This is a genomic window from Streptomyces sp. NPDC101237, assembly GCF_044767465.1.
GTDB lineage: Bacteria > Actinomycetota > Actinomycetes > Streptomycetales > Streptomycetaceae > Streptomyces > Streptomyces gramineus.
Genome location: NZ_JBIWNY010000002.1, coordinates 22,546 through 45,081, shown reverse-complemented (window position 1 = coordinate 45,081; position 22,536 = coordinate 22,546). Strand labels below are relative to the sequence as shown.

20 protein-coding genes and 1 pseudogene are annotated in these 22,536 nt (G+C 72.5%); 11 read left to right on the top strand and 10 right to left on the bottom strand.

What is annotated here, in order from left to right:
• Positions 1–459: 459 nt before the first annotated feature.
• The 5 genes from ACIRQ9_RS03070 to ACIRQ9_RS03050 all read right to left on the bottom strand — a co-directional run bounded on the left by ACIRQ9_RS03070 (position 460) and on the right by ACIRQ9_RS03050 (position 6,736).
• The gene (locus ACIRQ9_RS03070) at positions 460–1,902 is read right to left on the bottom strand and encodes an ATP-binding protein (RefSeq protein ID WP_404167498.1); all 1,443 of its coding nucleotides are present in this window, start codon (positions 1,900–1,902) and stop codon (positions 460–462) included.
• Between the two features lie 9 nt (positions 1,903–1,911).
• The gene (locus tag ACIRQ9_RS03065; protein ID WP_404166529.1) at positions 1,912–2,646 is read right to left on the bottom strand and encodes a response regulator transcription factor; all 735 of its coding nucleotides are present in this window, start codon (positions 2,644–2,646) and stop codon (positions 1,912–1,914) included.
• A gap of 135 nt (positions 2,647–2,781) precedes the next feature.
• On the bottom strand, positions 2,782–3,369 hold the full coding sequence (locus ACIRQ9_RS03060; protein ID WP_404166526.1) for an FMN reductase: 588 nt from the start codon (positions 3,367–3,369) through the stop codon (positions 2,782–2,784).
• A complete protein-coding gene (locus ACIRQ9_RS03055; protein ID WP_404166523.1) occupies positions 3,366–4,457 on the bottom strand; it encodes an LLM class flavin-dependent oxidoreductase in 1,092 nt (363 codons plus the stop codon). Before ACIRQ9_RS03055 ends, ACIRQ9_RS03060 begins: the two co-directional genes overlap by 4 nt.
• A gap of 311 nt (positions 4,458–4,768) precedes the next feature.
• Positions 4,769–6,736 carry a sigma-70 family RNA polymerase sigma factor gene (locus tag ACIRQ9_RS03050; protein WP_404166520.1) on the bottom strand — a complete coding sequence of 656 codons (1,968 nt, stop codon included), beginning with the start codon at positions 6,734–6,736 and terminating at the stop codon, positions 4,769–4,771.
• A gap of 185 nt (positions 6,737–6,921) precedes the next feature.
• Between ACIRQ9_RS03050 and ACIRQ9_RS03045 the strand changes: the two genes are divergently transcribed.
• Positions 6,922–7,947, top strand: coding sequence for a thaumatin family protein (locus ACIRQ9_RS03045; RefSeq protein ID WP_404166517.1), 1,026 nt, complete (start codon positions 6,922–6,924; stop codon positions 7,945–7,947).
• 42 nt (positions 7,948–7,989) lie between these two features.
• Here ACIRQ9_RS03045 and ACIRQ9_RS03040 read toward each other — a convergent pair whose 3' ends face one another.
• Complete coding sequence (locus ACIRQ9_RS03040; RefSeq protein ID WP_404166514.1) at positions 7,990–8,457, bottom strand: hypothetical protein; 468 nt, start codon at positions 8,455–8,457, stop codon at positions 7,990–7,992.
• A gap of 112 nt (positions 8,458–8,569) precedes the next feature.
• On the opposite strand from ACIRQ9_RS03040, the gene ACIRQ9_RS03035 reads away from it, so the two are divergent.
• The 4 genes from ACIRQ9_RS03035 to ACIRQ9_RS03020 all read left to right on the top strand — a co-directional run bounded on the left by ACIRQ9_RS03035 (position 8,570) and on the right by ACIRQ9_RS03020 (position 10,902).
• A complete protein-coding gene (locus ACIRQ9_RS03035) occupies positions 8,570–8,902 on the top strand; it encodes a YnfA family protein (protein WP_362647615.1) in 333 nt (110 codons plus the stop codon).
• 83 nt (positions 8,903–8,985) lie between these two features.
• Positions 8,986–9,744 carry an SDR family NAD(P)-dependent oxidoreductase gene (locus ACIRQ9_RS03030; protein WP_404166510.1) on the top strand — a complete coding sequence of 253 codons (759 nt, stop codon included), beginning with the start codon at positions 8,986–8,988 and terminating at the stop codon, positions 9,742–9,744.
• The gene (locus tag ACIRQ9_RS03025) at positions 9,744–9,911 is read left to right on the top strand and encodes a hypothetical protein (RefSeq protein WP_404166507.1); all 168 of its coding nucleotides are present in this window, start codon (positions 9,744–9,746) and stop codon (positions 9,909–9,911) included. Before ACIRQ9_RS03030 ends, ACIRQ9_RS03025 begins: the two co-directional genes overlap by 1 nt.
• 175 nt (positions 9,912–10,086) lie before the next feature.
• Positions 10,087–10,902 carry an LAGLIDADG family homing endonuclease gene (locus tag ACIRQ9_RS03020; protein WP_404166504.1) on the top strand — a complete coding sequence of 272 codons (816 nt, stop codon included), beginning with the start codon at positions 10,087–10,089 and terminating at the stop codon, positions 10,900–10,902.
• Here the strand turns inward: ACIRQ9_RS03020 and ACIRQ9_RS03015 are convergent.
• On the bottom strand, positions 10,883–12,076 hold the full coding sequence (locus ACIRQ9_RS03015) for an RtcB family protein (RefSeq protein ID WP_404166501.1): 1,194 nt from the start codon (positions 12,074–12,076) through the stop codon (positions 10,883–10,885). The genes ACIRQ9_RS03020 and ACIRQ9_RS03015 overlap by 20 nt on opposite strands.
• Positions 12,077–12,304: 228 nt before the next feature.
• Here ACIRQ9_RS03015 and ACIRQ9_RS03010 point away from each other — a divergent pair, with 228 nt between their 5' ends.
• The 3 genes from ACIRQ9_RS03010 (at position 12,305) to ACIRQ9_RS03000 (ending at position 15,664) form a co-directional block, all read left to right on the top strand.
• A complete protein-coding gene (locus ACIRQ9_RS03010) occupies positions 12,305–13,147 on the top strand; it encodes a DUF3558 domain-containing protein (protein WP_404166498.1) in 843 nt (280 codons plus the stop codon).
• A 132-nt stretch (positions 13,148–13,279) separates the two neighbouring features.
• Positions 13,280–14,185, top strand: coding sequence for a DUF3558 domain-containing protein (locus tag ACIRQ9_RS03005; protein ID WP_404166495.1), 906 nt, complete (start codon positions 13,280–13,282; stop codon positions 14,183–14,185).
• A gap of 99 nt (positions 14,186–14,284) precedes the next feature.
• Positions 14,285–15,664 carry a DUF2637 domain-containing protein gene (locus ACIRQ9_RS03000; RefSeq protein ID WP_404166492.1) on the top strand — a complete coding sequence of 460 codons (1,380 nt, stop codon included), beginning with the start codon at positions 14,285–14,287 and terminating at the stop codon, positions 15,662–15,664.
• An 89-nt stretch (positions 15,665–15,753) separates the two neighbouring features.
• On the opposite strand, the gene lysS is transcribed toward ACIRQ9_RS03000, so the two are convergent.
• Positions 15,754–17,496: a lysine--tRNA ligase gene (gene lysS / locus ACIRQ9_RS02995; protein WP_404166489.1), complete on the bottom strand. Its 1,743-nt coding sequence runs from the start codon at positions 17,494–17,496 to the stop codon at positions 15,754–15,756.
• Between the two features lie 280 nt (positions 17,497–17,776).
• On the opposite strand from lysS, the gene argS reads away from it, so the two are divergent.
• Entirely contained in the window at positions 17,777–19,537 is a 1,761-nt protein-coding gene (gene argS, locus ACIRQ9_RS02990; protein WP_404166486.1) for an arginine--tRNA ligase, read from the top strand.
• A gap of 88 nt (positions 19,538–19,625) precedes the next feature.
• A complete protein-coding gene (locus ACIRQ9_RS02985; protein ID WP_404166483.1) occupies positions 19,626–20,399 on the top strand; it encodes a DUF4253 domain-containing protein in 774 nt (257 codons plus the stop codon).
• 81 nt (positions 20,400–20,480) lie between these two features.
• On the opposite strand, the pseudogene ACIRQ9_RS02980 reads toward ACIRQ9_RS02985, so the two are convergent.
• Positions 20,481–20,654: pseudogene (locus ACIRQ9_RS02980) on the bottom strand (PLP-dependent aminotransferase family protein); the annotation flags it as partial.
• Positions 20,655–20,978: 324 nt separating this feature from the next.
• Here ACIRQ9_RS02980 and ACIRQ9_RS02975 point away from each other — a divergent pair.
• Complete coding sequence (locus ACIRQ9_RS02975; protein ID WP_404166480.1) at positions 20,979–21,182, top strand: hypothetical protein; 204 nt, start codon at positions 20,979–20,981, stop codon at positions 21,180–21,182.
• On the opposite strand, the gene ACIRQ9_RS02970 is transcribed toward ACIRQ9_RS02975, so the two are convergent.
• Positions 21,122–22,492 (bottom strand): helix-turn-helix domain-containing protein, encoded by a 1,371-nt coding sequence (locus ACIRQ9_RS02970; protein WP_404166477.1) that lies wholly within the window; start codon positions 22,490–22,492, stop codon positions 21,122–21,124. The genes ACIRQ9_RS02975 and ACIRQ9_RS02970 overlap by 61 nt on opposite strands.
• Between the last annotated feature and the right edge of the window lie 44 nt (positions 22,493–22,536).

Below are 22,536 nucleotides of genomic sequence, written 5' to 3'. Positions count from 1 at the left end.
CTATACGAAACGATTCTCCCCGCACGGCCCCGAGCGGGGTACCGCGCGGACAGAGTCAATGGCCGGTTCCTTGCGCACCAGCGCGTCACATGTGGAGGACAGGTGAACTGTTCATGCCGTTTGAGTGGGGGAGTTGTGGGCGCGCGTGTGCGGGTGGGCCGGCGCAGGCGCCCCCTGCCGGGTGGTGCGGGGGTGTGAACACGTGGACGGCCACGGGCGAAGGTGCCTGCGAGGGGGTGCGCGGGGCGGGCGGGCCGGGCGGGGCCGGCCAGGGGGCGGGTGCCGAGGCCGCGCCGGGGTGCGGCGGGAGTCGGGTTGCAGCCGGAGAAGGGGAGTTGAGCGACGGACGGCCGCGGCCACCGGGCCGTCGGCCGGCGAGGGCGCGTCGGTGGCCGGCACCGCGGCGAAGGGCCGTGACGGCACCCGTCCAGGCACGACGGGCCGTTCCCCGCGCGCGGTTCAGGACCGCTCCGCTCCGCCCCCCGCCAGTCCCCCGCCCACAGTGAAGCCGATCACCGCGCCGCCGCCTGCCCGGCGGAAGGCGAAGGGGGCGCCGCCGTGGGCCATCGCCACCTCGCGGACGATGGAGAGACCGAGGCCGGAGCCGGGCAGGGAGCGGGCGTCGGCGGCGCGGTAGAAGCGGTCGAAGATCCGGATCAGGTCTCCCTCGGCGATCCCGGGACCGCGGTCGAGGACCTCGACGCGGACCGTGCCTGGCCGGGCGGGCCCGGTGACGCTGATCTCGATGGGCCCCCTGCCGGCCCGGTCGAACTTGGCCGCGTTCTCCACCAGGTTGGACACGGCGCGCTGCAGCATGCCGGGACGCCCGTCGGTGGTGGTGTCACCGGCGGTCCGCAGCAGGATCTCGCGGCCGGTACGGCGGCGGGCCAGCCCGGCGACGTCCTCCGCGATGTCGGCCAGGTCCACGCGCTGCGGCGGCTCCATGTCGGACTGCCCGGCCGCGAGGTCGACCAGCTCGTTGACCAGGTCGGTCAGCTCGCGCGCCTCCTGCCCGAGGTCGGCCACGAGTTCGTCGCGGGTGTCCGGCGGCAGCTCGTCGATCCGGCGGAGCAGGGAGATGTTGGTGCGCAGCGAGGTCAGCGGGGTGCGCAGTTCGTGGCCGGCGTCCTGGACCAGGCGGCGCTGGTCCTCCTCCGACTGGGCGAGGCGGCCCAGCATGCGGTCGAAGGCCCGGCCCAGCCGGCCCACCTCGTCGAGGCCGGTCACCGGGACCTGGATGCCGAGCTGCCGGGTGCGGGCCACGTCCTCCGCGGCCGAGGTGAGGATCACCAGCCGGCGGGTGATCCGGCGGGCCAGCCACCAGCCGAACAGTCCCGCGGCCACCACCACCGCCGCCATGAGGGCCAGCGTCCGCTGCTGGAGCGCCTGCAGCAGGTCCTCCGTGTCGCTGAACTCCTGCGCCACCTGCACCGCGCCACGGCCGTCGCCGAGGGCCACCGTGGCGATCCGGAACAGGTCTTCGCCGACCCGGACGTCCTTGTGCTGGGCCGTCGTCCCGGCGCCCCGGGCCATGGCGGCCGCACGGTCCGCGTCGGTGACGGGGAGCGCCGGGCTGCCGCGGTCGACGACCTCGCCGCGCGCGCCGAGCACCTGGACGTCGGTACGGACCGGCCGGACCAGGTCGTGTCCGGGCCGGGAGGAGGAGAAGAAGTCCTCCGGCGTCATCCGGTCCTGCTTGACCTCGTCCTGGACGTCGGAGACGACCTGTGTGAACACCGACTGCTCGTCGACGCGGACCAGCCGCGCGGCCGCGTTGTACGACAGGATGCCGACCACGACGGTGACGGCGGCGGTGACGGCCGCGAAGGAGACGACGAAGGTGGTGCGCAGGGAGACGAGCCGTGGCCGGCGCCTGAGCAGCGCCCGCCTGAGCCGCCGCAGACGGCTCACTCAGTCCTCCCGCAGCACGTAACCCACGCCCCGGACGGTGTGGATCAGCTGCGGAGCGCCCGGCTCGTCGAGCTTGCGGCGCAGGTAGCCGACGTAGACGGCGAGGTTCTTGGAGCCGGGGCCGAAGTCGTAGCCCCAGATCCGGTCGTAGATCGTGGAGTGGTCCAGGACGATCCCGGCGTTGCGGGCGAGCAGTTCCAGGAGTTCGAACTCGGTGCGGGTCAGTTCCAGCTCGCGGCCGCCCCGCCAGGCGCGGCGGGCCTGGAGGTCCATGCGCAGGCCGGCCGCCTCGACCTGCCGGTCGGAGATCTGCGGTTCCCGGCCGGAGTCGGCGACGGCGCCGCCCTGGCCGCCGCCGGTGGTCACCGGCGAGGTGCGGCGCAGCAGGGCGCGCAGCCGTGCGAAGACCTCTTCGACGTCGAAGGGCTTGACCACGTAGTCGTCGGCGCCGGCGTCCAGTCCCGCGATCCGGTCGGCGGTCTCGACCAGCGCGGTCAGCATGAGGATGGGGGTGCGGTCGCCCTCGGCACGCAGGACGCGGCAGACCTGGAGGCCGTCGATGCCCGGCATCATCACGTCGAGGACGAGGACGTCGGGCCGGAGGCGGTGGGCGTGCGCCAGGGCTTCCACCCCGTCCGCGACCGCCGTCACCTCATAACCCTCCAGGGAGAGGGCCCGCTCCAGGGCGTGGCGGATGGCGCGGTCGTCTTCGGCGAGCAGCACAGTCTGGGACACGGATCCAGTCTGCCAAGGCCGCGGGGCCCGGGCCGGGGTGAGCGGGCCTACGATCACCCTTTTTACCGGGCTCTCACCGTCACGGAGGCAACGGGCGCCGGGCCGCGGCTGTCGCCCGCGGCCGCCCCGGGCCGCTCAGCTCGCCGCCAGCCGTGCCAGCTGTTCCTCGAAGGGCACCACCGCGGGCGGCGCCTCCCGCTTCGTGCCGCCGAGCCCCGTCATCAGGGCCGCGAGCTCGCCCGCGGCGCGTTCGACACGGCCCTCCAGGCCCTCCGCGCCCCAGTCCTCCGACGCCGCGAACACGCCGGTCGGTACGACCACCGCCCGCAGGTAGGCGAAGAGCGGCCGCAGCGCGTGGTCCAGCACCAGGGAGTGCCGGGCCGTGCCGCCGGTCGCCGCGATCAGCACCGGCTTGCCGACCAGCGCCTCCCGGTCCAGGACGTCGAAGAACGACTTGAACAGACCGCTGTACGAGGCGGTGAACACCGGCGTGACCGCGATGACGCCGTCCGCCTCGGCCACCGCCTCCAGCGCGGCGGCGAGCCGGCGCCCGGGGAAGCCGTTGGTGAAGTTGTGCGCGATCTCGACCGCGAGGTCGCGCAGCTCGACCACCTCGATCTCGGCGTCGGCGGCCTGCCGGCCCACCGCGGCGGCCAGCCGGTCGGCCAGCAGCCGGGTGGACGACGGCACGCTCAGTCCCGCCGAGACGACGACGAGTTTCATGCCTGGACCTCCTTCTTCTCCGCGGCGGCCAGCAGCGACGCGTGGGTCGGCGCCTCCGGGACGTCCGCCGGGCGGCCGTTCGCGAACTCCTTGCGGAGCACCGGTACGACCTCCTCGCCGAGCATGTCGAGCTGCTCCAGGACGGTCTTCAGCGGCAGCCCCGCGTGGTCGAGCAGGAACAGCTGGCGCTGGTAGTCACCGGCGTACTCCCGGAAGGCCAGGGTCTTCTCGATGACCTGCTCGGGCGTGCCGACGGTCAGCGGGGTCTGGTCGGTGAAGTCCTCCAGGGAGGGCCCGTGGCCGTAGACCGGCGCGTTGTCGAAGTAGGGCCGGAACTCGCGCACCGCGTCCTGCGAGTTGTGCCGCATGAACACCTGGCCGCCCAGGCCGACGATCGCCTGCTCGGGCGTGCCGTGCCCGTAGTGGGCGTACCGGGCCCGGTACAGCTCGACCATCCGCTTGGTGTGGTCGGCGGGCCAGAAGATGTTGTTGTGGAAGAAGCCGTCACCGTAGTACGCGGCCTGCTCGGCTATCTCCGGCGAGCGGATCGAGCCGTGCCAGACGAACGGGGCGATCCCGTCCAGCGGCCTCGGGGTGGAGGTGAAGCCCTGCAACGGGGTGCGGAACTTGCCCTCCCAGTCGACGACGTCCTCGCGCCACAGCCGGTGCAGCAGGGCGTAGTTCTCGACGGCGAGGTTGATGCCCTGCCGGATGTCCTGGCCGAACCAGGGGTAGACCGGCCCGGTGTTGCCGCGGCCCATCATCAGGTCCACCCTGCCGTCGGCCAGGTGCTGGAGCATCGCGAAGTCCTCGGCGATCTTCACCGGGTCGTTCGTGGTGATCAGTGTGGTGGAGGTGGAGAGGATCAGCTTCTCCGTGCGCGCGGCGACGTAGCCGAGCATGGTGGTCGGCGACGACGGCACGAACGGCGGGTTGTGGTGCTCGCCGGTCGCGAAGACGTCCAGGCCCACCTCCTCGGCCTTCAGCGCGATCGCGACCATCGCCTTGATGCGCTCCCGCTCGCTCGGCGTGCGGCCCGTGGTGGGGTCCGGCGTGACATCGCCGACCGTGAAGATCCCGAACTGCATGCTCGCTCACCCTCCAGGTTGTTGACGGTTCAACTATACCTGCAGAACGAGACCCTGCCCGCCGCTATTCCCGGCACCCCGGCCGCCCGCGTCCTCGCGCCTCCAGCCCGGATCCCGCCCACGAGGCACACGAACGCGCGGGCCGGGGCGGAGCCGCGGACCGGGGCGCCCCGGTCGCCGAACTCGGCCACGCCGACCAGGCCCGCCGGATCCACGCCGTCAAGGCCACGGCCGGACCACCTCCGACCGCCCACACGGCCGGCCGCCGGGCCGGCCGAACCCGCCCGGACGGCCGAGGCCGCCGGGCCCGCTCAGCGGGCCGCCCGGAAGGCGCGGCCCGCCGCCGTCGCCGTCGTACCGTCCGTGAACAGCCCGCTGCTCGGCTTCGACGGGTCCGCGCCCAGCCCGAACCACGCGTACCGCCGCAGGTACGGCAGCCCGTCCAGCGCCTTCGTGGACGCGGTGACGAAGTCCGCCTGCTGCTGCGCCGAGGGGAAACGCGTCCCCTGCGAGAAGTCGATCAGCGCGTACTCGGTGAGCCAGATCGGCTTGTGGTAGCGCGCGTACACCGCCGCCAGGTACGACGTCAGCTGCTGCACGGCCTGCGGGGTGCGGAAGTCGCCGCCGTACCAGTGCAGCGCGACGAAGTCGACCCGATACCCCTTCGCCCGCGCCCCGGACATGAACCGGTCCAGCCAGCCGCCGGCCGTGTCCGCGCCGTACGCCACCGCCGGACTGCCCAGCACCTTGCCCGCGGCCATCAGCCGCGGCCACAGCTCCAGCGCCTGGTCGACCGACATGTTCGACTGCTGCGCCATGTCGGGCTCGTTGAACCCCAGCAGATACGGCCCCGCCGCCCGCGCCTGCGCCAGCGACGCGTCGGTGACGGACGCGGCGCCCCAGATCATCGGCACGAAGGAGGCCGAGCCGGGCGTGGTCACGCCCTGATGCCCGGTGCTCCACGTGTAGTACCAGCCCGCCCCGCTGGCGGCCAGCGCCTGGCTCACCCCGCCGAACGACCACACGCCGACGCCCTTGCGGGCACTGGAGGCGACCTGCACGGGGGCCGCGGTGTGCGGGGACGGCGTGGGCCGCGCGGACCGGCTCGGCGACGCGCTCGGCGCGGCCGAGGACCGGGAGGCCGACGGCGAGGGCGCCGCGGACGTCGAGCGCACCGGGCTCGGCGAGGCGGCCGCCACCGGCGTCGGCGGCGCGGCCGTCCGCGCCACCGGCGCCTCGGGCCCCGCCGACAGCCGGGCCGCGACCAGAGCGGCCACCACGACGAACACCACACCCGCCGCACCGCCGACCACGACGTGCCTGCTCACCGCCCGCCCGGCCCGCCGGACGCCCCGGCCCGGCCGCCCGTGCCGCCCACGAGGAGATCCGGGAGTGCCCGAAGTCTGGACAGATCCCGGAGTCTGCCCGGATCCCGGAGTCTGCGGAGATCCGGGGTTCGCGGACGAGGCACCGGCCTGGGCGAGCACCCGCGCCGGATCCAGACCGGCCGGCACCGCCACCAGCGGCAGCCCGCTCAGCAGCCGGTCCATCGGCAGCAGCCCGCGCTCCAGGCCGGCGCACTCCCGGCAGCCCCGTATGTGACGGCCGAACCGCTTGCGCCACAGCGGACTGGGCACGCCGTCCCACGGCGCCGCGATCTCGTCCAGGCGGGCACAGCGCGGACCGGCGCCCAGCCCGCGCACCACACACCGCGAGACCTCCATCTGCTTCTTCATGCGCTGCACCCGCACGGCCGCGTGCCGGTCGGACAGCCCCAGCGCACCGGCCAGATCGGCGCGCTCCAGCTCACCGGTCTCCTCCAGCCACCACAGGGACAGCAGCTCCTGGTCGTCCGGGTCGAGCCAGCGGGTCGCCTCGGCGATCTCCCGGCGTTGCTCGGTCAGACCCAGCCGCAGGATCGTCAGCCCGGCGAAGTCGAGCGCGGGGTCGGTGATCGTCTCGGCGTCGTCCAGGCGGGCCCTGCGGTCGCGGTCGGTGGCCCGCAGCGCCTCCCGGTTCCGCACCTGCCGGATCGTGATCGCCACCAGCCAGGACCGCAGCGCCGACGGATCCCGCAGCTTCGGCAGCCCGCGCACCATGCGCAACAGCGTCTCCTGTACGACGTCGTCGACGTCGGCGTGACCGTTCAGGGCCCGGCCGACGATGTTGTAGACCAGCGGCAGACAGTGGGCCACCAGCTGCTCCAGCGCCCGCCCGTCACCCGCGCACGCGGCCGTCACCAGGCCGGGGGCGGGGCCCCTCCGGTGGTTCTCGATCATGTGGTTCCTCCGCGCAGGGATCCGGCTCTTGGAACGGAGACCCCCCGAGGCGTCCTGGGACAACAGAAAACCGGCGGGTCGTCGTCGAAACCTGTTCGGGTCCGCAATTTATGTTGTGCGGCCGCCGCGCACGAGGTCTCCGAGGGGCAGGCACACATCCGGCACAGCCCGAGGAAGGTCCGGGGATGGCACGAGGACGCAGCAGACACCGCACGAGACCGGCGCGACGCGGCCGGTGGTACGCCGCCGGGGCCGCCGCCCTCGCGACGGCGGCCACCGTACTGATCACCTACGGCGCGTGCACCCCGTCACCCGCGTCCGGCACCGCGCGCACGGCGGACCGCCCGGCCTCCGCGGCCACCGCCTCCTCCGCACCGCGGACCGCCTCCCCCACGCCGTCCCCCGGCCACCGCACCACCCCGACCCCGACCCCGTCCGCCTCCGCCGCCACAGCGGCCGCGTCCCGGCCGGCCGGGCCGGGGCCCACGACCGCCCGCGAGACCGCCACCGCGCCGCACCGGCAGACCCCGGCGGCCGTCCCGGGCGGACGGCGGCTGATCACGGTCGTCAACCGCACCGCGCAACCGGTCTGGGCGGTCGTCACCGGCACCTCCGCCTACCCCGCGGGCCGGCGCCTCGCCCCCGGCCAGGCCTTCTCCCTGACCGTGGCGGGCGACTGGGGCGGCCGCGTCTGGGGCCGCACCGGATGCACCGGCAGCGCGGCCGGACCCTGCGCCTCCGGCGACTGCACCAGCGTCTGCACCGGACCCAACCCGCCCACCACCCTCGGCGAGTTCACCTTCGACGCGTACGCCGGCCTGGACTTCTACGACGTCAGCATGGTCGACGGCGCCAACCTGCCCATGTACATCAACATCTCCCACACCACGACCGCCGACCCGGTCGGCGACACCGGCTGCTACCGGGGCACCTGCACCACGGAGATCGACTGCCCCCAGGCCATGCGGGCGTACTCCGGCGGCCGGGAGACCGGCTGCAAGCCGCCGTGCGCGGCGTTCGGCGGCGACACGTACTGCTGCCGCGGCGCCTGGGCCGGCCGCGACCACTGCGTCCCCGCCAAGTGGCCCGTCGACTACACCCGGGTCTTCAAACGGGCCGCGCCGTACGCCTACTCGTACGCCTACGACGACGCGGCGACCATGTCCTGCAAGGGCGCCTGCTACTACCGGGTGACCTTCGGAACCACCTAGCCCGGCTCCGCTCAGGTCCCGCCCGGCGGCGGTCACGCCCGGTCAGAAGGCGTACGGGTCCCCGGTCGCCAGCACCAGCACCCGCTGCCGGTCGTTCGTCCGGTCGTGGTCCACCGCGCCGCCGCTCCAGGCCATGTCGGCCTCCAGCGTCACCTCCGCCGGCCGCTCCCGCAGCCGTACCGGAACCACCAACTGCTCGGCGGGCAGGTCGACGGCGAGCGGCCCGGTGCCGCACACCACCTCACGGTCGCCGGAGCGCGCGCAGGCGGGCGGCAGCTGCTGCGTGTCCGCCAGCGCCGCCGACCACGTCAGCCGCACCGTCGCACCGGGGACGATGTCCGGGCCGAGGTTGCGCGGGGTCACCCGGACCACCACCACGTCCCCGTTCATCACCACCGAACCGTGCACCTCCAGATCGGCGTCACCCGCCCACGCCGTCCCAGCGGTCCCGACACCGAGCGCGAGGGCCGCCACAGCGGCCACCGCGAGTCCACACCGACGCATCGCCATGACACCCGTCCTATCCGTCCGTATACGGCATCCCCACGGATGTATGCCACACGGGCCGCGCCTCAGGCGCCCTCCAACAGGTGACACGCGGACCACGTGACACGCTGCCCCCATGCTGATTCTCCGCTCCGCCGCCCTCTTCGTCGTCGCCGCGCTCTTCGAGATCGGCGGCGCCTGGCTGGTGTGGCAGGGCGTCCGCGAACACCGGGGCTGGCTCTGGGTGGCCGGCGGCATCCTCTCCCTCGGCGCCTACGGCTTCGTCGCCACCTTCCAGCCCGACGCCCACTTCGGCCGCATCCTCGCGGCGTACGGCGGCATCTTCGTGGCGGGCTCGCTGCTCTGGGGCGCGGTGGCGGACGGCTACCGCCCGGACCGCTGGGACCTGACCGGCGCGGCGGTGTGCCTGGCGGGCATGGCGCTGATCATGTGGGCGCCCAGGAGCTGACACCGGGCGCCCGGTCCCGCGTCCGCCGTGCCGCCTAGACTCTGCGGAGCAAGCCGCACCTGAAACCCGCCGAGGAGCAACCCATGGCCCCCTCCCCCATCGCGGTCGTCACCGGCGCCAGCAGCGGCATCGGCGCCGCCACCGCCCGCAGCCTCGCCGAGGCCGGCTACCGCGTGGTCCTCACCGCCCGCCGGGAGGACCGCATCGAGGCGCTGGCCAAGGAGATCAACGAAGCGGGGCACCAGGCCACCGCCTACCCGCTGGACGTGACGGACCGCGCGGCCGTGGACGAGTTCGCGACGGCCTTCAAGACGGTCGCCGTCCTCGTGAACAACGCCGGCGGAGCCCTCGGCGCCGACCCGGTGGCCACCGGCGACCCGGCCGACTGGCGCACGATGTACGAGACGAACGTCATCGGCACCCTCAACCTCACCCAGGCCCTGCTCCCCCGGCTGGAGGCGAGCGGCGACGGCACGGTGGTCGTCGTCTCCTCCACCGCCGGCCACGGCACCTACGAGGGCGGCGGCGGCTACGTGGCCGCCAAGCACGGCGCCCACGTCCTCGCCGAGACGCTGCGCCTGGAGATCGTCGGCAGGCCGGTCCGTGTCATCGAGATCGCTCCCGGCATGGTCAGGACGGACGAGTTCGCGCTGACCCGCTTCGGCGGCGACGCGGAGAAGGCGGCGAAGGTCTACCAGGGCGTCGCCGAGCCCCTGACGGCCGACGACGTGGCGGACGCGATCACCTGGACGGTGACCCGCCCCAGCCACGTCAACATCGACCTGCTGGTGGTCCGCCCCCGCGCCCAGGCCTCCAACTCCAAGGTCCACCGGGACCTGTGATGCCGGACGAGGATCCCGCGAAGGCCCTGGAACAGCACCTGGAGAAATCCCGCCTCGCCCAGGAGACCAGGAACGAACGCCAGGTCTGGTACTTCCTGGCCTACTTCCTCTTCGGCATCCACGTCCTCGCCTTCGTGATGATCTACGCGATCCGCCACGCGAAGTGACTCGCCCGGGCGAACGTCACCGATCGCCCGAACGCCGCCCGACCGCCCGGCCTAGGCTCGCACCACACCATCAACGCGTCGGCCCTCGGCAGGGACACAGCTCCCCCGAGGGCCTGACCTGCCCCTGACGTGGAGCCTTCCCGTGGCTGAATGCGAGCCTGACGCCCCTCGGTTCATGGACCTCACGGTCCCGGAGTACGCGTACATGTTCGGTTTCCTGCAGGCGGACGGGCATCTGGCCCAGGGCGTGGGCCGGAAGGGCCGCCTGACCGTCGAGATCAACGCCGCGGACGTCGGCCTCCTGCGCAGGTTCCAGCAGTTGACGCCCTACTACAGCAGCATCACCGAGCGCACCCGGGCCACGAACTTCTCCGAGGCCCACCGGTCGGCCGTCTGGACCCTGTGCTCCCTCGAAGCCAGGACCGCGCTGAACGACCTCGGCCTGCCGTACGGCCGCAAGTCCAGGACCGTCGCCCCGCCGACCGTCGAGTTCGCGCGCCGCGACTACCTGCGTGGCGTCGTCGACGCCGACGGCTCCGTGGGCCGCACGGGCAAAGGCTTCCCCTTCCTCTCGCTGACGACCGCCAGCACGGCCGTCGCCGCCTACCTGTGCTTCTACGCGGGGACGGTGACGAGATCGGAACGCACGCTCAAGCGCAACACACGCGACGACGTCTACAACGTTCTCTACACGAAGGAGAACGCCCAGCTCCTGGCGGCCGATCTCTACTACGACGGCTGCCTGTCCCTGGAGCGCAAACAGGCTGCCGCCGACTCGCTCAGCGCATGGATCCGGCCGGCGGACATGCGGGTCGCCCCCGCCAGGCGCCGCTGGACAGCACACGAGGACCGTGTGCTCCTGCGCCTGGGCGATGACGCCGCGGCCGCCGCGGAACTGCGACGCACCGAGCAGAGCTGCTGCGTGCGCCGGTGGCGCCTGCGAACCGGCCGGGCCCCGATGCCCGCGCCGGTCAGCCCTTCACGCAGATGAACTGCTTCAGCTTCGCCACGACCTCGACGAGGTCACGCTGCTGCTCCATCACCTGGTCGATGTTCTTGTAGGCGCCCGGAATCTCGTCGACCACTCCGGAGTCTTTGCGGCACTCCACCCCGCGGGTCTGCTCCTCCAGATCCCTGGTCGTGAAGCGGCGCTTCGCCGCGCTGCGGCTCATACGCCGACCGGCCCCGTGGGACGCGGAGTTGAAGGCCTTCGTGTTCCCGAGCCCCTGCACGATGTACGAGCTGGTGCCCATCGAACCCGGAATGATCCCGAACTCACCGGTGCCGGCCCGGATCGCGCCCTTCCGGGTGACGAGCAGGTCCATCCCCTCGTACCGCTCCTCGGCCACGTAATTGTGATGGCACGAGATCTCCGACTCGAAGACGGGCTTCGCCTTCTTGAACTCCTTGCGGATCACGTCCTTCAGCAGCGCCATCATGAGCGTGCGGTTGTACTTGGCGTACTCCTGAGCCCAGTAGAGATCGTTCCGGTACGCCGCCATCTGCGGAGTGTCCGAGACGAACACGGCGAGATCACGGTCGACCAGACCCTGGTTGTGCGGAAGCTTCTGGGCCACTCCGATGTGGTGCTCGGCCAGCTCCTTGCCGATGTTCCGGGACCCGGAATGGAGCATGAGCCAGACGGAGTCCGACTGATCCAGGCAGACTTCGATCATGTGGTTTCCGGATCCGAGCGTTCCCATCTGCTGATGTGCCCGTTCCTGGCGGAACTTGACCGCGTCGGCGACTCCGTCGAACCGGTTCCAGAACTCGCCCCACCCGGCCGTCGCCAGCCCGTGGAAGTCGCCCGGCTCGACCGGGTCCGTGTGCATGCCGCGGCCCACCGGGATCGCCTGCTCGATCTTGGAGCGCAGGCGGGACAGGTCGCCCGGCAGGTCGTTGGCGGACAGTGAGGTCTTCACCGCCGACATGCCGCAGCCGATGTCGACGCCGACCGCCGCCGGGCACACGGCACCCTGCATGGCGATGACGGACCCGACCGTGGCGCCCTTGCCGTAGTGGACGTCCGGCATGACCGCGAGGCCCTTGATCCACGGCAGGGTCGCGACGTTGCGCAGCTGCTGGAGCGCGCCCTCCTCGACGGTGGCCGGGTCGGCCCACATCCGGATCGGCACCTTCGCGCCCGGTATCTCCACGTACGACATGGTTTCCTCATTCCCCCGCGGATCATTGAACAGAAAGGACAAACGCCCTATCGAAGTCATAACGCAAATGCGTCGCCAAGGACTCTGAAATCAGACTCGGGACCGGCGTTCACGGCAGTGCGTGCGGTACACATTGTCTCCAGGGGGCGCCCCGCTGCGGCAAGCGATTAACCAGCGGGGACACCGGAGCAGGACCGAGCGACCCAGTGAACGGAAAGGAGCCTGCCCGTGCAGCGGAAGGCATACGTAACCGGCACCGCCGCCCTCCTCGCGGCCCTGCTGGCCGGCTGCACGAGCGGGTCCAGCGGCGGGGACGACATCAGCGACAAGAACGCGGACACCGGCACCTCCACCGTCGCCGCCCAGCCCGGCAAGTACCGCACCCTCCCGGAACCCTGCGGCGCGGTCGGCCAGGACACCCTCGCCACCCTGCTCCCGGGCATCGCCCAGATCCCCGAGGGCGAGCAGCGCGACAAGGCCTACGCGGGCGAGGCCTCGCTCACCTACGACACGGACCGCAAGGTCGGCTGCCGCTGGAAGGTCGAGTCCACCGACGCCACGGACCGGCTGTCCGTCGACTTCGAGCGCGTGGTCTCGTACGACAACGCGGTCAGCGACGACAACGAGGCGCGGACGATCTACACGCAGCGCGAGTCGGCGGCCGACATCCCGGAGACCGCGCCCGCGAGCCCCGTCGAGTCGGACTCGCCGTCCGGACCGGCGTCGGGGACCCCGTCCGCGCCGGCCTCCCCCTCCGGGTCCACGTCCACCTCGCCCTCGGGTTCCGGCAGCCCCTCCGCCTCGGCGTCCGCCTCGACCCCGTCGGCCGACCTCCAGCCCCGCGCCCTCACCGACCTCGGCGACGAGGCGTACATCGACGACCAGACCAGCGGCTCCGGTTCGACGGCCGAACAGCGCACGGTGACTGTGGTGTTCCGCACGTCCAACGTCGTGGTGACCATCGAGTACGAGGAGCAGCCGATGGCCACCGGAACCGTCCCGGACAGCGAGGAACTGCAGGACAGGGCCCAGAAACTGGCCGCGCAGCTGGCCGAGGCGCTCAACAGCTGACCGCCGGGGCACACCCCGGGCACCCCGCCCGCGATGCCCGCGAACCGGAACAGCACGGCTCCCTCACCGCGTACCGTGGCCCCTCGGACCAGATCCGACCGCAGGAACCCTGAACGTGTGAGGGAAGGAACCATGCAGCGAGCAGCAGTCCAGCAAGACGTCCGGCGCGACCGGAACGAGCGGAACGCACAGCGACGGGCCGGGCGCCTGCGCCGCGGCCTGGTCTGCGCGGCCGTCGTCCCCGCCGTGGCGCTGTTCGCGGCGGCCTGCTCCTCGGACTCCGGCTCCGGCGACACCGCGCAGCAGAAGGGCGGCGGGTCCGGCACGTCCGCCGCGCCCACCGGCTCCGCGGACGGCACGGGCGCCGCCGCGTCGCCGACCGTCCAGGCGGCCAAGTACCAGAAGCTGCCGGAGCCGTGCGCGGTGCTGTCGAAGAAGACGCTCACCTCTCTCGTACCGAAGGGTGTGAAGTCGGGCAAGAAGGGCTCTTCGGACGACGCCGCCACGCGGGGCAGCTGCTCCTGGAGCAGCCTGGACAACAACGGCGTCAAGGGCTCGCAGTTCCGCTGGCTCAACATCTCCTTCCTGCGCTTCGAGTCGGACGCCGGCCGCGGCACCGGCGAGAAGCAGGCCGAGGCGTACTACGCGAGCCAGGTGCAGGACGCGCAGGACGTGAGCGGCGCCAAGAACACCAAGTCGGAGCCGGTGGCGGCGACCGGCGACCAGGCGACCGTCGTGCACTACGACCTGAAGAAGAAGGAAGGCGCCTTCCGGCAGCAGACGGTCGTGGTCCGGGCCGCGAACGTGGTCGTCACCCTCGACTACAACGGCGCGGGTCTGGCCGGCGAGAAGACGCCGGAGGCGGACGCTCTGACGAAGTCCGCGGAGAAGGCCGCCAAGGAGGCGACCGCCTCGGTCGGGACGGCCAACGGCGCCGCTCCTGCTCCGAGTTCACCTGCGGCGACGCCGTCGAAGAAGGCGTCCACGTCGCCCTCCGCGAGTGCCTCGCCCTCCAAGTCGTCGGCCAAGAAGGGCTGACCGGCCACACGCGGGCCGCACTGATGTGCCACCCTGTTGCGCGCAACAACATGCAAGGGGAGGGGAGTACGGGTGTCCGCGCCAATACAGCTGACTCGGATGCACCGCGTTCTCATCGGTGTGGTCGTGACCGGCGCGATGATCATCGCCGGAATCGGCTTCGCCGGCTCGTACGCGGCCGTCCGTGAGCTGGCCATCAAGAAGGGCTTCGGGAACTTCGCCTATGTGTTCCCGATCGGCATCGACGCGGGCATCTGCGTCCTGCTCGCCCTGGACCTGCTGCTGACCTGGATCCGCATCCCCTTCCCGCTGCTTCGGCAGACGGCGTGGCTGCTGACCGTCGCGACGATCGCCTTCAACGGCGCGGCCGCCTGGCCGGACCCGCTGGGCGTGGGCATGCACGCGGTGATCCCGATCCTGTTCGTGGTCGCCGTCGAGGCCGCCCGGCACGCGATCGGCCGGATCGCGGACATCACGGCGGACAAGCACATGGAGGGGGTCCGCCTCACCCGCTGGCTGCTTTCGCCGGTGCCGACGTTCCTGCTGTGGCGCCGGATGAAGCTGTGGGAGCTGCGCTCCTACGACCAGGTCATCAAGCTGGAGCAGGAACGTCTCGTCTACCAGGCGCGACTGCGCTCCCGGTTCGGCCGGGCGTGGCGCCGCAAGGCCCCGGTGGAGTCGCTGATGCCGCTGCGGCTGGCCCGCTACGGCGTGCCCCTGGCGCAGACGGCTCCCGAGGGGCTGGCGGCGGCGGGCATCGACCTGCCGGCGCTCCTGCCGGCACCGGCGCCCGTGGCCGACCCCGCTCCGGCGGCCATCGCCGCTCCCGTCCCGCAGCAGGCGGCGCCCGGAGCCGAGCAGCGCCCGGAGCCGGCCCCCGCGGCCGAGCGGCCTTCGGCCGCCGCCCGGCCGGCGCCGGAACTCGACCCGGAGCTGAACCCGTGGCTGCACGCGCGGGACCCCCAGCAGATCGAGTACCACGGCGACTACGACCCGACGTTCGAGCCGCAGTACACCGACGAGCAGTACGCGGCCTGGCAGTACCAGCAGGAGCAGTACCAGCGCCGGCTCCAGCAGCAGGCCTTCGAGGAGGAGCAGCTCCGCCGGCGGTTCCCGCAGGAGCCGTTCGCCCAGGAGCAGTTCCCGCCGGAGGAGTTCCCGCAGGAGCCGTTCGCGCCGGAGCAGCAGCCCGTGCCCGTGGAGTCCGTGTCGGAGACGACCGGCAGCTTCCCCATCCCCTCCGGCCCGGGCCGCACCCGTGAGCTGGGCGAGGGCGGCGGCCCGCCGGAGCCGGCCGAGGAGGACTTCTACCTGGTCTTCAAGAAGTCGATCGACGGCGGCTACCCGAGTTCGGGCCAGTTCAGGGGTGACGTGGAGGCGACCTACGGCATCACGCTCGCGCAGCGCGACGCGGAGCGCATGGTCAACCGCTTCACCAACCGGCACACGGCGGAGCTGACGGAGGACCACATCGCCTAGGGCCTGTCTGGACAATTCTTGTCTGCCGCGCGACGGCAGGACATGACGAAGGGGCCCTCCGTGGCGGAGGGCCCCTTCGCCGTGCCGGTCTACGCGCCGAGCAGCGCCCGCACCCGCTCCTGACCGACGGCCAGCAGCAGCGTGGGCAGCCGCGGCCCGGTGTCACGGCCCACCAGCAGGTGGTAGAGCAGCGCGAAGAACGTCCGCTGGGCCGTCTTGATCTCGGCCGGCAGCTCCTTGGGCGTGGCGTCGGCGGAGAACCCGGCCTGCACCTTGGGCACGCCGTACACGAGGTGCGTCAGCCCGTCCAGCGACCAGTGCTCGGCGAGCCCGTCGAGCAGCAGCCGTACCGACTGCTGGGACGCCTCGTCGAGGGACTTCAGCAGCTCGGCGTCCGGCTCGTCCCGCACGATGGTGCGCTGGTCGGCCGGCACCTGGGTGTTGATCCAGGCCTCCGCCTTGTCGTAGCGGGGGCGTGCCTCGTCCACCGACGTCAGCGGGTTCGCGGGGTCCAGCTCGCTGAGGATGCGCAGCGCCTGGTCCTCGTGGCCGGCGGTGATGTCGGCGACCGACGCCAGCGTCCGGTACGGCAGCGGGCGCGCGGTGCGCGGCAGCTCACCGGCGGCCGTGCCCACCGCACGGGCGTGCGCGGCGACGTCGGCGGGCAGCGCGGCGCCCTCGGCCACCTTCGCGTCCAGCTTGTCCCACTCGTCGTAGAGCCGCTGGATCTCCTGGTCGAAGGCGATCTTGAAGGACTGGTTGGGACGGCGGCGGGCGTAGAGCCAGCGCAGCAGCTGCGGCTCCATGATCTTCAGCGCGTCGGCGGGCGTGGGCACGCCACCGCGCGAGGAGGACATCTTCGCCATCCCGCTGATGCCGACGAACGCGTACATCGGCCCGATGGGCTGCTCGCCGCCGAAGATCCCGACGATCTGCCCGCCCACCTGGAAGCTCGACCCCGGCGACGAGTGGTCGACACCGCTCGGCTCGAAGACGACGCCCTCGTAGGCCCAGCGCATCGGCCAGTCGACCTTCCAGACCAGCTTGCCCCGGTTGAACTCGCTCAGCCGGACGGTCTCGGTGAAGGCGCACGCGGTGCAGACGTAGGTCAGCTCGGTGGTGTCGTCGTCGTACGCGGTGACGGTCGTCAGGTCCTTGCCGCAGCCGCCGCAGTACGGCTTGTACGGGAAGTACCCGGCGGAGCCCGCGGAACCGTCGTCCTCGCTCGCCGCGCCCGAACCCTCCGCGGCCTCCAGCTCGGCCTCGTCGACGGCCTTCTGCTGCTGCTTCTTCGCCGGGGCCTTCTTGGTGCGGTACTGGTCGAGGATCGCGTCGATGTCACCGCGGTGCTTCATGGCGTGCAGGATCTGCTCCCGGTACACCCCGGAGGTGTACTGGGCGGTCTGGCTGATCCCGTCGAACTCCACGCCCAGCTCGGCCAGTGCTTCGACCATCGCGGCCTTGAAGTGCTCCGCCCAGTTCGGGTGGGCGGAGCCGTGCGGGGCGGGCACCGCGGTGAGCGGCCTGCCGATGTGCTCGGCCCAGGACTCGTCGACCCCGGGGACGCCGCCCGGGACCTTGCGGTAGCGGTCGTAGTCGTCCCAGGAGATGAGGTGCCGGACCTGGTGGCCGCGCCGCCGGACCTCGTCGGCGACCAGGTGCGGGGTCATGACCTCGCGCAGGTTGCCGAGGTGGATCGGGCCCGACGGCGACAGGCCCGACGCGACGACGACCGGTTTGCCCGGGGCCCGACGCTCCGACTCCTCGATGACCTCATCCGCGAAACGGGAGACCCAGTCGGTGGTCTCGGTGCTCTGAGCCACGATCGGCACGTCCTTCTTTCTGGCACGGGACAGCCGGTACGGTCGCACGGCTGACCGCTCCATTCTCCCAGCCGACCCCGCATCCACGAAAACGGGTTACCGGCGCGCCTCCTGAGAGGCGGCGCGGCCGCGCTCCGGGGGCGCGGGGAACCGCGCGACCAGCCACGACGCGCCCGCACCCGGCGACCCACCGCTCCCGATCCGAGCTCGCGGCCGCGAAAACCCCTTTACCCCCCGTGAAATACTGGAGACGTCTGTCAGAACCCCCGAGGAGAACGGCTCCCATCCCATGGCCCCGGTCACGTCCCTCAGCGACGCCGTCAACCAGCAGCTCACCGACGCCCTCTCGGCAATCCTGCCGGAGGCCTCCGTGGACCCCCTGCTGCGACGTAGCGACCGGGCCGACTTCCAGGCGAACGGCATCCTCGCCGCCGCCAAGAAGGCCAAGGCCAACCCGCGGGAGCTGGCGGCCCAGGCCGTCTCCCACGTCGTGACCGGCGCGGACCTGATCCAGGACGTCGAGGTCTCCGGCCCCGGCTTCCTCAACATCACCCTCTCCGACCGGGCGATCACCGCGAACCTGGCCGCCCGGTACGCGGACGGCGACCGGCTCGGCGTGGCCGCCAAGGAGAACCCGGGCATCACGGTCATCGACTACGCCCAGCCGAACGTGGCCAAGGAGATGCACGTCGGCCACCTGCGGTCCGCGGTGATCGGCGACGCGCTGCGCGGCATGCTCGACTTCACCGGCGAGCGGACGATCGGCCGGCACCACATCGGCGACTGGGGCACCCAGTTCGGCATGCTCATCCAGTACCTGATCGAGAACCCGGAGCAGCTGTCCGCGGAGACCGACACGGACGGCGAGCAGGCCATGTCGAACCTGAACCGGGTCTACAAGGCGTCCCGGGCCGTCTTCGACGCGGACGAGGACTTCAAGGAGCGGGCCCGCAAGCGGGTGGTCGCCCTGCAGTCCGGCGACAAGGAGACCCTGGACCTGTGGCAGCGGTTCGTGGACGAGTCGAAGGTCTACTTCTACTCGGTCTTCGAGAAGCTCGACATGGAGATCCGGGACGACGAGATCGTCGGTGAGTCGGCGTACAACGACGGCATGCCCGAGACCGCCAGGATCCTGGAGGAGACGGGCGTCGCGGTCCGGTCCGAGGGCGCGCTCGTCGTCTTCTTCGACGAGATCCGCGGCAAGGACGACCAGCCGGTCCCGCTGATCGTGCAGAAGGCGGACGGCGGCTTCGGCTACGCGGCCTCCGACCTCACCGCGATCCGCAACCGGGTCCGTGACCTCGACGCCACGTCGCTGATCTACGTCGTGGACGTCCGGCAGTCCCTGCACTTCAAGATGGTCTTCGAGACGGCACGGCGGGCCGGCTGGCTCACCGACGACGTCACCGCGCACAACATGGGCTACGGCACGGTGCTGGGCGCGGACGGCAAGCCGTTCAAGACGCGTGCGGGCGAGACCGTACGGCTGGAGGACCTGCTGGACGAGGCGGTGCAGCGGGCCGCCGAGGTCGTCCGGGAGAAGGCGAAGGACCTCACCGAGGCCGAGATCCAGGAGCGGGCCGCGCAGGTCGGCATCGGTGCCGTGAAGTACGCGGACCTGTCGACCTCGCCGAACCGGGACTACAAGTTCGACCTGGACCAGATGGTCTCGCTCAACGGCGACACGAGCGTCTACCTCCAGTACGCGTACGCCCGTGTCCAGTCGATCCTCCGCAAGGCGGGCGAGGTCCGCCCGGCCGCCCATCCGGAGCTGGAACTGCACGCGGCGGAGCGGGCGTTGGGCCTGCACCTGGACGCGTTCGGCGACACGGTCTTCGAGGCCGCGGCCGAGTACGCCCCGCACAAGCTGGCCGCGTACCTGTACCAGCTGGCGTCGCTGTACACGTCGTTCTACGACAAGTGCCCGGTGATCAAGCCGCAGCCGCCGAAGGAGGTGGCGGAGAACCGTCTTCTGCTCTGCGACATGACGGCCCGCACCCTGCACCAGGGCATGGCCCTGCTGGGCATCAGGACGCCCGAGCGGCTCTGACGGCACGGCACGGCACGGCGGCCCGTCCCCTCCGTCGAGGGGGCGGGCCGCCGTGCCGTTGTCAGTGGGCGCCCCTACAGTCATCGCCATGGCGACTCTTCCCAACCCGCTGCCCAAGCTGGCGACCGACCCGAGCGGCCGGTCCCTGGGGCTCCAACTCCCGCCCGGGACACTGCTGGACGAGACCCTGGACGGTCCGTGGCACCAGCCGTTGCTGTGGTACGCGGGGCAGCCCGCCGGTCCCGGGACCTGGACGGCGCTGGGCGCGCCGGCCGGCCGCGCGGGACTGCTGCCGGTGCTGATCGACGTCTCGGAGGTCGACGACTGGGAGTTCGCGCCCGAGGACACCTCGTACCCCGGCGACCACGACGCCGACGAGGTGCTGGAGGACTACTGGGAGGAGGACCCGCCGGACGACGAGGAGTGGCCGGGGTTGGCCCCCGCCCCGAAGCTGGTCGCCGACCCGGACACGCGGGCCGCCGACGTCGCCGACGCGCTCAGCCAGGGCCGGCCCTGGCTGAAGGAGCCGCACCTCGCGCTGGTACCGGCCCGGCGCAGCGCGGACATACCGGCGGCCATCGGCTGGAGCGGGCCCGTGAACCACGAGGAGGACGTGGCCCGGCTGTGCGCGGTGCTGCGTTCCTGGGAGGACCGCTTCGGGATACGGGTGGTGGCCCTCGGCCTGGACCACCTCGCCGTCTCCGTGGCCGCGCCGCCCGCCGGCCTCGACGAGGCGGAGGCGGTGGCCGCCGAGCACTTCGCGTTCTGCCCGTACAGCGTGCTGCCCGGCCCCGACGACACGCTGTCGTCGTACGCGGAGCAGCTGGTCGGGGAGCGGCTGTGGCACTTCTGGTGGGACTGAGCCGACTCAGCCCCTGAGCCCCGCGGCCGGCCTGCGCAGTCCCTCCGCGATCTCCTCGGGGGTCCGGGTCACGAAGCACAGGGCGGCCGCGATGCCGTCCCGGTCGAAGAGTTCGGGGGCGGGCAGCCCGCCCGCGAAGTTGATCACCTCGGGGCGTGCGGTGACCGCGAGGATCTCCCGTACCGGCGAACCGCCGACGGCGCGGGCACGGGCCGCGAGCGGCGGCGGGGCGGCGGGGGCACCGGTGACGGTGATGGACGGCTCCTCGGGCCGATCCTCGTCTTGGCCGGAGCCCAGAGAGATGGATGCCGTCTACACCGGTGATTCCGCGATGCGGACGAACGGCACCAGGTCGCCCGTTCGGGTCACCCGCGCGTCCCGTCCCGGCGTCCCACGGCCCGGGATCCGCGCAGGTCACGGTGGTGGACCGGGTTCGGTCGTCCCGGATCGTCCGGCAGGTCTGGCGATCCGGGCGCCGCGGCGCACAGGCTGGGGGCACACCGAGATCGCCGGCCCCGAGGGCCGAGCCGGTCACGCCGATCGTGCCGAGCACGCCGACGACGTCAAGGGAGCCCTCGCATGTCCGCCCAGCACACCGCACCGGCCGCCCGCCGCCGTCTCCTGGCGGCGGCGGTCCTGGCGCTGGTCGCCGCGACCGCCCTGAGCGGCTGCCGGGACGGCGAGGGCGTACGCGACGAGGGTCCCTCGGCCGCTTCGCTGTCTCACCCCGCCGACGGCGACGACGCGGGCCGCCAGGCCTCGCCGCCCAGCGGGAACTCGTAGGCGGGCCGCCCGTTGTCGCCGCTCGTGCGGAACGGCCGCCCCCTGTCGTCGATCCGCAGCGTCCCGTGCCGTGACCCGCTGGACCAGGACAGCTCCAGGTACCAGCCGACCGAGTACGCCGAGGCGTCGGCCGTGATGTAGAACACCTCGGGGTCGGAGCCGCTCACCTTGAAGGGGAAGTCCCGGTGCCCCGCCTCCGGCACGACCGCGGGCCGCATCGCGTCCAGGGCGACGGTGAAGGAACGGGTGGGCACGTCACCGCCGCAGCCGACGCCCGGGTACCCCATCGCGTAGTCGTTCCAGGCGAGCGGCGAACTCCGTTGGACCGTACGGACCGTGAGGCCTTCCAGCACCACGGTCTGCCGCCCGCTGCCCTGCACGGTGAGCGTGACGTACTGCTCGCCCGAGGAGACCGCCTGGTGCGCGCTCACCCACGCGGTCGCGTCGGTCTCCAGCGGCGGCGGTGCCACGTCGGCCGGGCCCCGGTTGATCAGGTAGTGCTGGGAGCAGGGGCTCTCCCAGCTGTAGGGCCGGGTGTCGACGGTGAGCGGGGCTGTGGCCGTGCCGCCGTCTGCGGGGCGCGAGGAGCCGTCCGGGGCGGCGCCGTCTGCGGAAGGGCCGGTCGGGGCCGCCGGTGTGGAGGACGCGGACGAGGACGGTGGCGCCGCGGACGAACCGGTCTTCGGCGGCGCCGAGTCGCGCGGTGTGTGGTGCGGTGCGGTCCCGCCGGCGGCGGCCGTGGTGCCGGTGTGCTTGTCGTCCGTCCCGCCGGAGGGCAGCGGGACGGCCAGGGCGGCGGCGCCGAGCAGGGCGAGGACCGTGATGCCGCCCAGCAGCGCGGGCCGCGGGACCCGCCGCCGGGTGGCGCCCGTCCCGGCGACCGCCTCGGGCACCGGCAGGGCGTCCGGGCCGGCCCCGGGCTCCGCGTCCCGGACCGGCTCCGCCTTCGGTTCCGCCCGCGGTCGCGGCTCCGGCTCTCGTACGGGCTTCGGGTCCGGTCCGGGTTGCGTGGCCGTGCCGGCCGCCGCGGCCCGCTTCTGCGGTGCGTCCGCCCTGCGCCCCCGCAGGGCGTCCGCCAGCACCCACCGCCGGTGCAGCTCGACGAGTTCCTCCGGACCGGCCTTGCAGAGCCGGGCGAGACGCTCCACGGGGGCGTAGTCCGCCGGTACGGCGGCGCCGTTGCAGTAGCGGTGCAGGGTCGAGGTGCTCATGTGCAGCCGCTTCGCGAGCGTGCCGTAACTCAGTCCCGAGCGGTCCTTCAACTCCCTCAACAGCTCCGCGAAGTCGCTTCCCGCAGCGCCGTCCGACACGGTTCCTCCGTCCCCCGCATCCCGGTCCCTCGTTCCAGGGAAGG

Excerpts from the sequence above, each read along its gene's own strand:
- ACIRQ9_RS03060 (WP_404166526.1), bottom strand. The coding sequence starts at position 3,369 with ATGAAACTCGTCGTCGTCTCGGCGGGACTGAGCGTGCCGTCGTCCACC.
- ACIRQ9_RS03055 (WP_404166523.1), bottom strand. The coding sequence starts at position 4,457 with ATGCAGTTCGGGATCTTCACGGTCGGCGATGTCACGCCGGACCCCACC.
- ACIRQ9_RS03050 (WP_404166520.1), bottom strand. The coding sequence starts at position 6,736 with ATGATCGAGAACCACCGGAGGGGCCCCGCCCCCGGCCTGGTGACGGCC.
- ACIRQ9_RS03045 (WP_404166517.1), top strand. The coding sequence starts at position 6,922 with ATGGCACGAGGACGCAGCAGACACCGCACGAGACCGGCGCGACGCGGC.
- ACIRQ9_RS03040 (WP_404166514.1), bottom strand. The coding sequence starts at position 8,457 with ATGGCGATGCGTCGGTGTGGACTCGCGGTGGCCGCTGTGGCGGCCCTC.
- ACIRQ9_RS03035 (WP_362647615.1), top strand. The coding sequence starts at position 8,570 with ATGCTGATTCTCCGCTCCGCCGCCCTCTTCGTCGTCGCCGCGCTCTTC.
- ACIRQ9_RS03030 (WP_404166510.1), top strand. The coding sequence starts at position 8,986 with ATGGCCCCCTCCCCCATCGCGGTCGTCACCGGCGCCAGCAGCGGCATC.
- ACIRQ9_RS03025 (WP_404166507.1), top strand. The coding sequence starts at position 9,744 with ATGCCGGACGAGGATCCCGCGAAGGCCCTGGAACAGCACCTGGAGAAA.
- ACIRQ9_RS03020 (WP_404166504.1), top strand. The coding sequence starts at position 10,087 with ATGGACCTCACGGTCCCGGAGTACGCGTACATGTTCGGTTTCCTGCAG.
- ACIRQ9_RS03015 (WP_404166501.1), bottom strand. The coding sequence starts at position 12,076 with ATGTCGTACGTGGAGATACCGGGCGCGAAGGTGCCGATCCGGATGTGG.
- ACIRQ9_RS03005 (WP_404166495.1), top strand. The coding sequence starts at position 13,280 with ATGCAGCGAGCAGCAGTCCAGCAAGACGTCCGGCGCGACCGGAACGAG.
- ACIRQ9_RS03000 (WP_404166492.1), top strand. The coding sequence starts at position 14,285 with ATGCACCGCGTTCTCATCGGTGTGGTCGTGACCGGCGCGATGATCATC.
- argS (WP_404166486.1), top strand. The coding sequence starts at position 17,777 with ATGGCCCCGGTCACGTCCCTCAGCGACGCCGTCAACCAGCAGCTCACC.
- ACIRQ9_RS02985 (WP_404166483.1), top strand. The coding sequence starts at position 19,626 with ATGGCGACTCTTCCCAACCCGCTGCCCAAGCTGGCGACCGACCCGAGC.
- ACIRQ9_RS02975 (WP_404166480.1), top strand. The coding sequence starts at position 20,979 with ATGTCCGCCCAGCACACCGCACCGGCCGCCCGCCGCCGTCTCCTGGCG.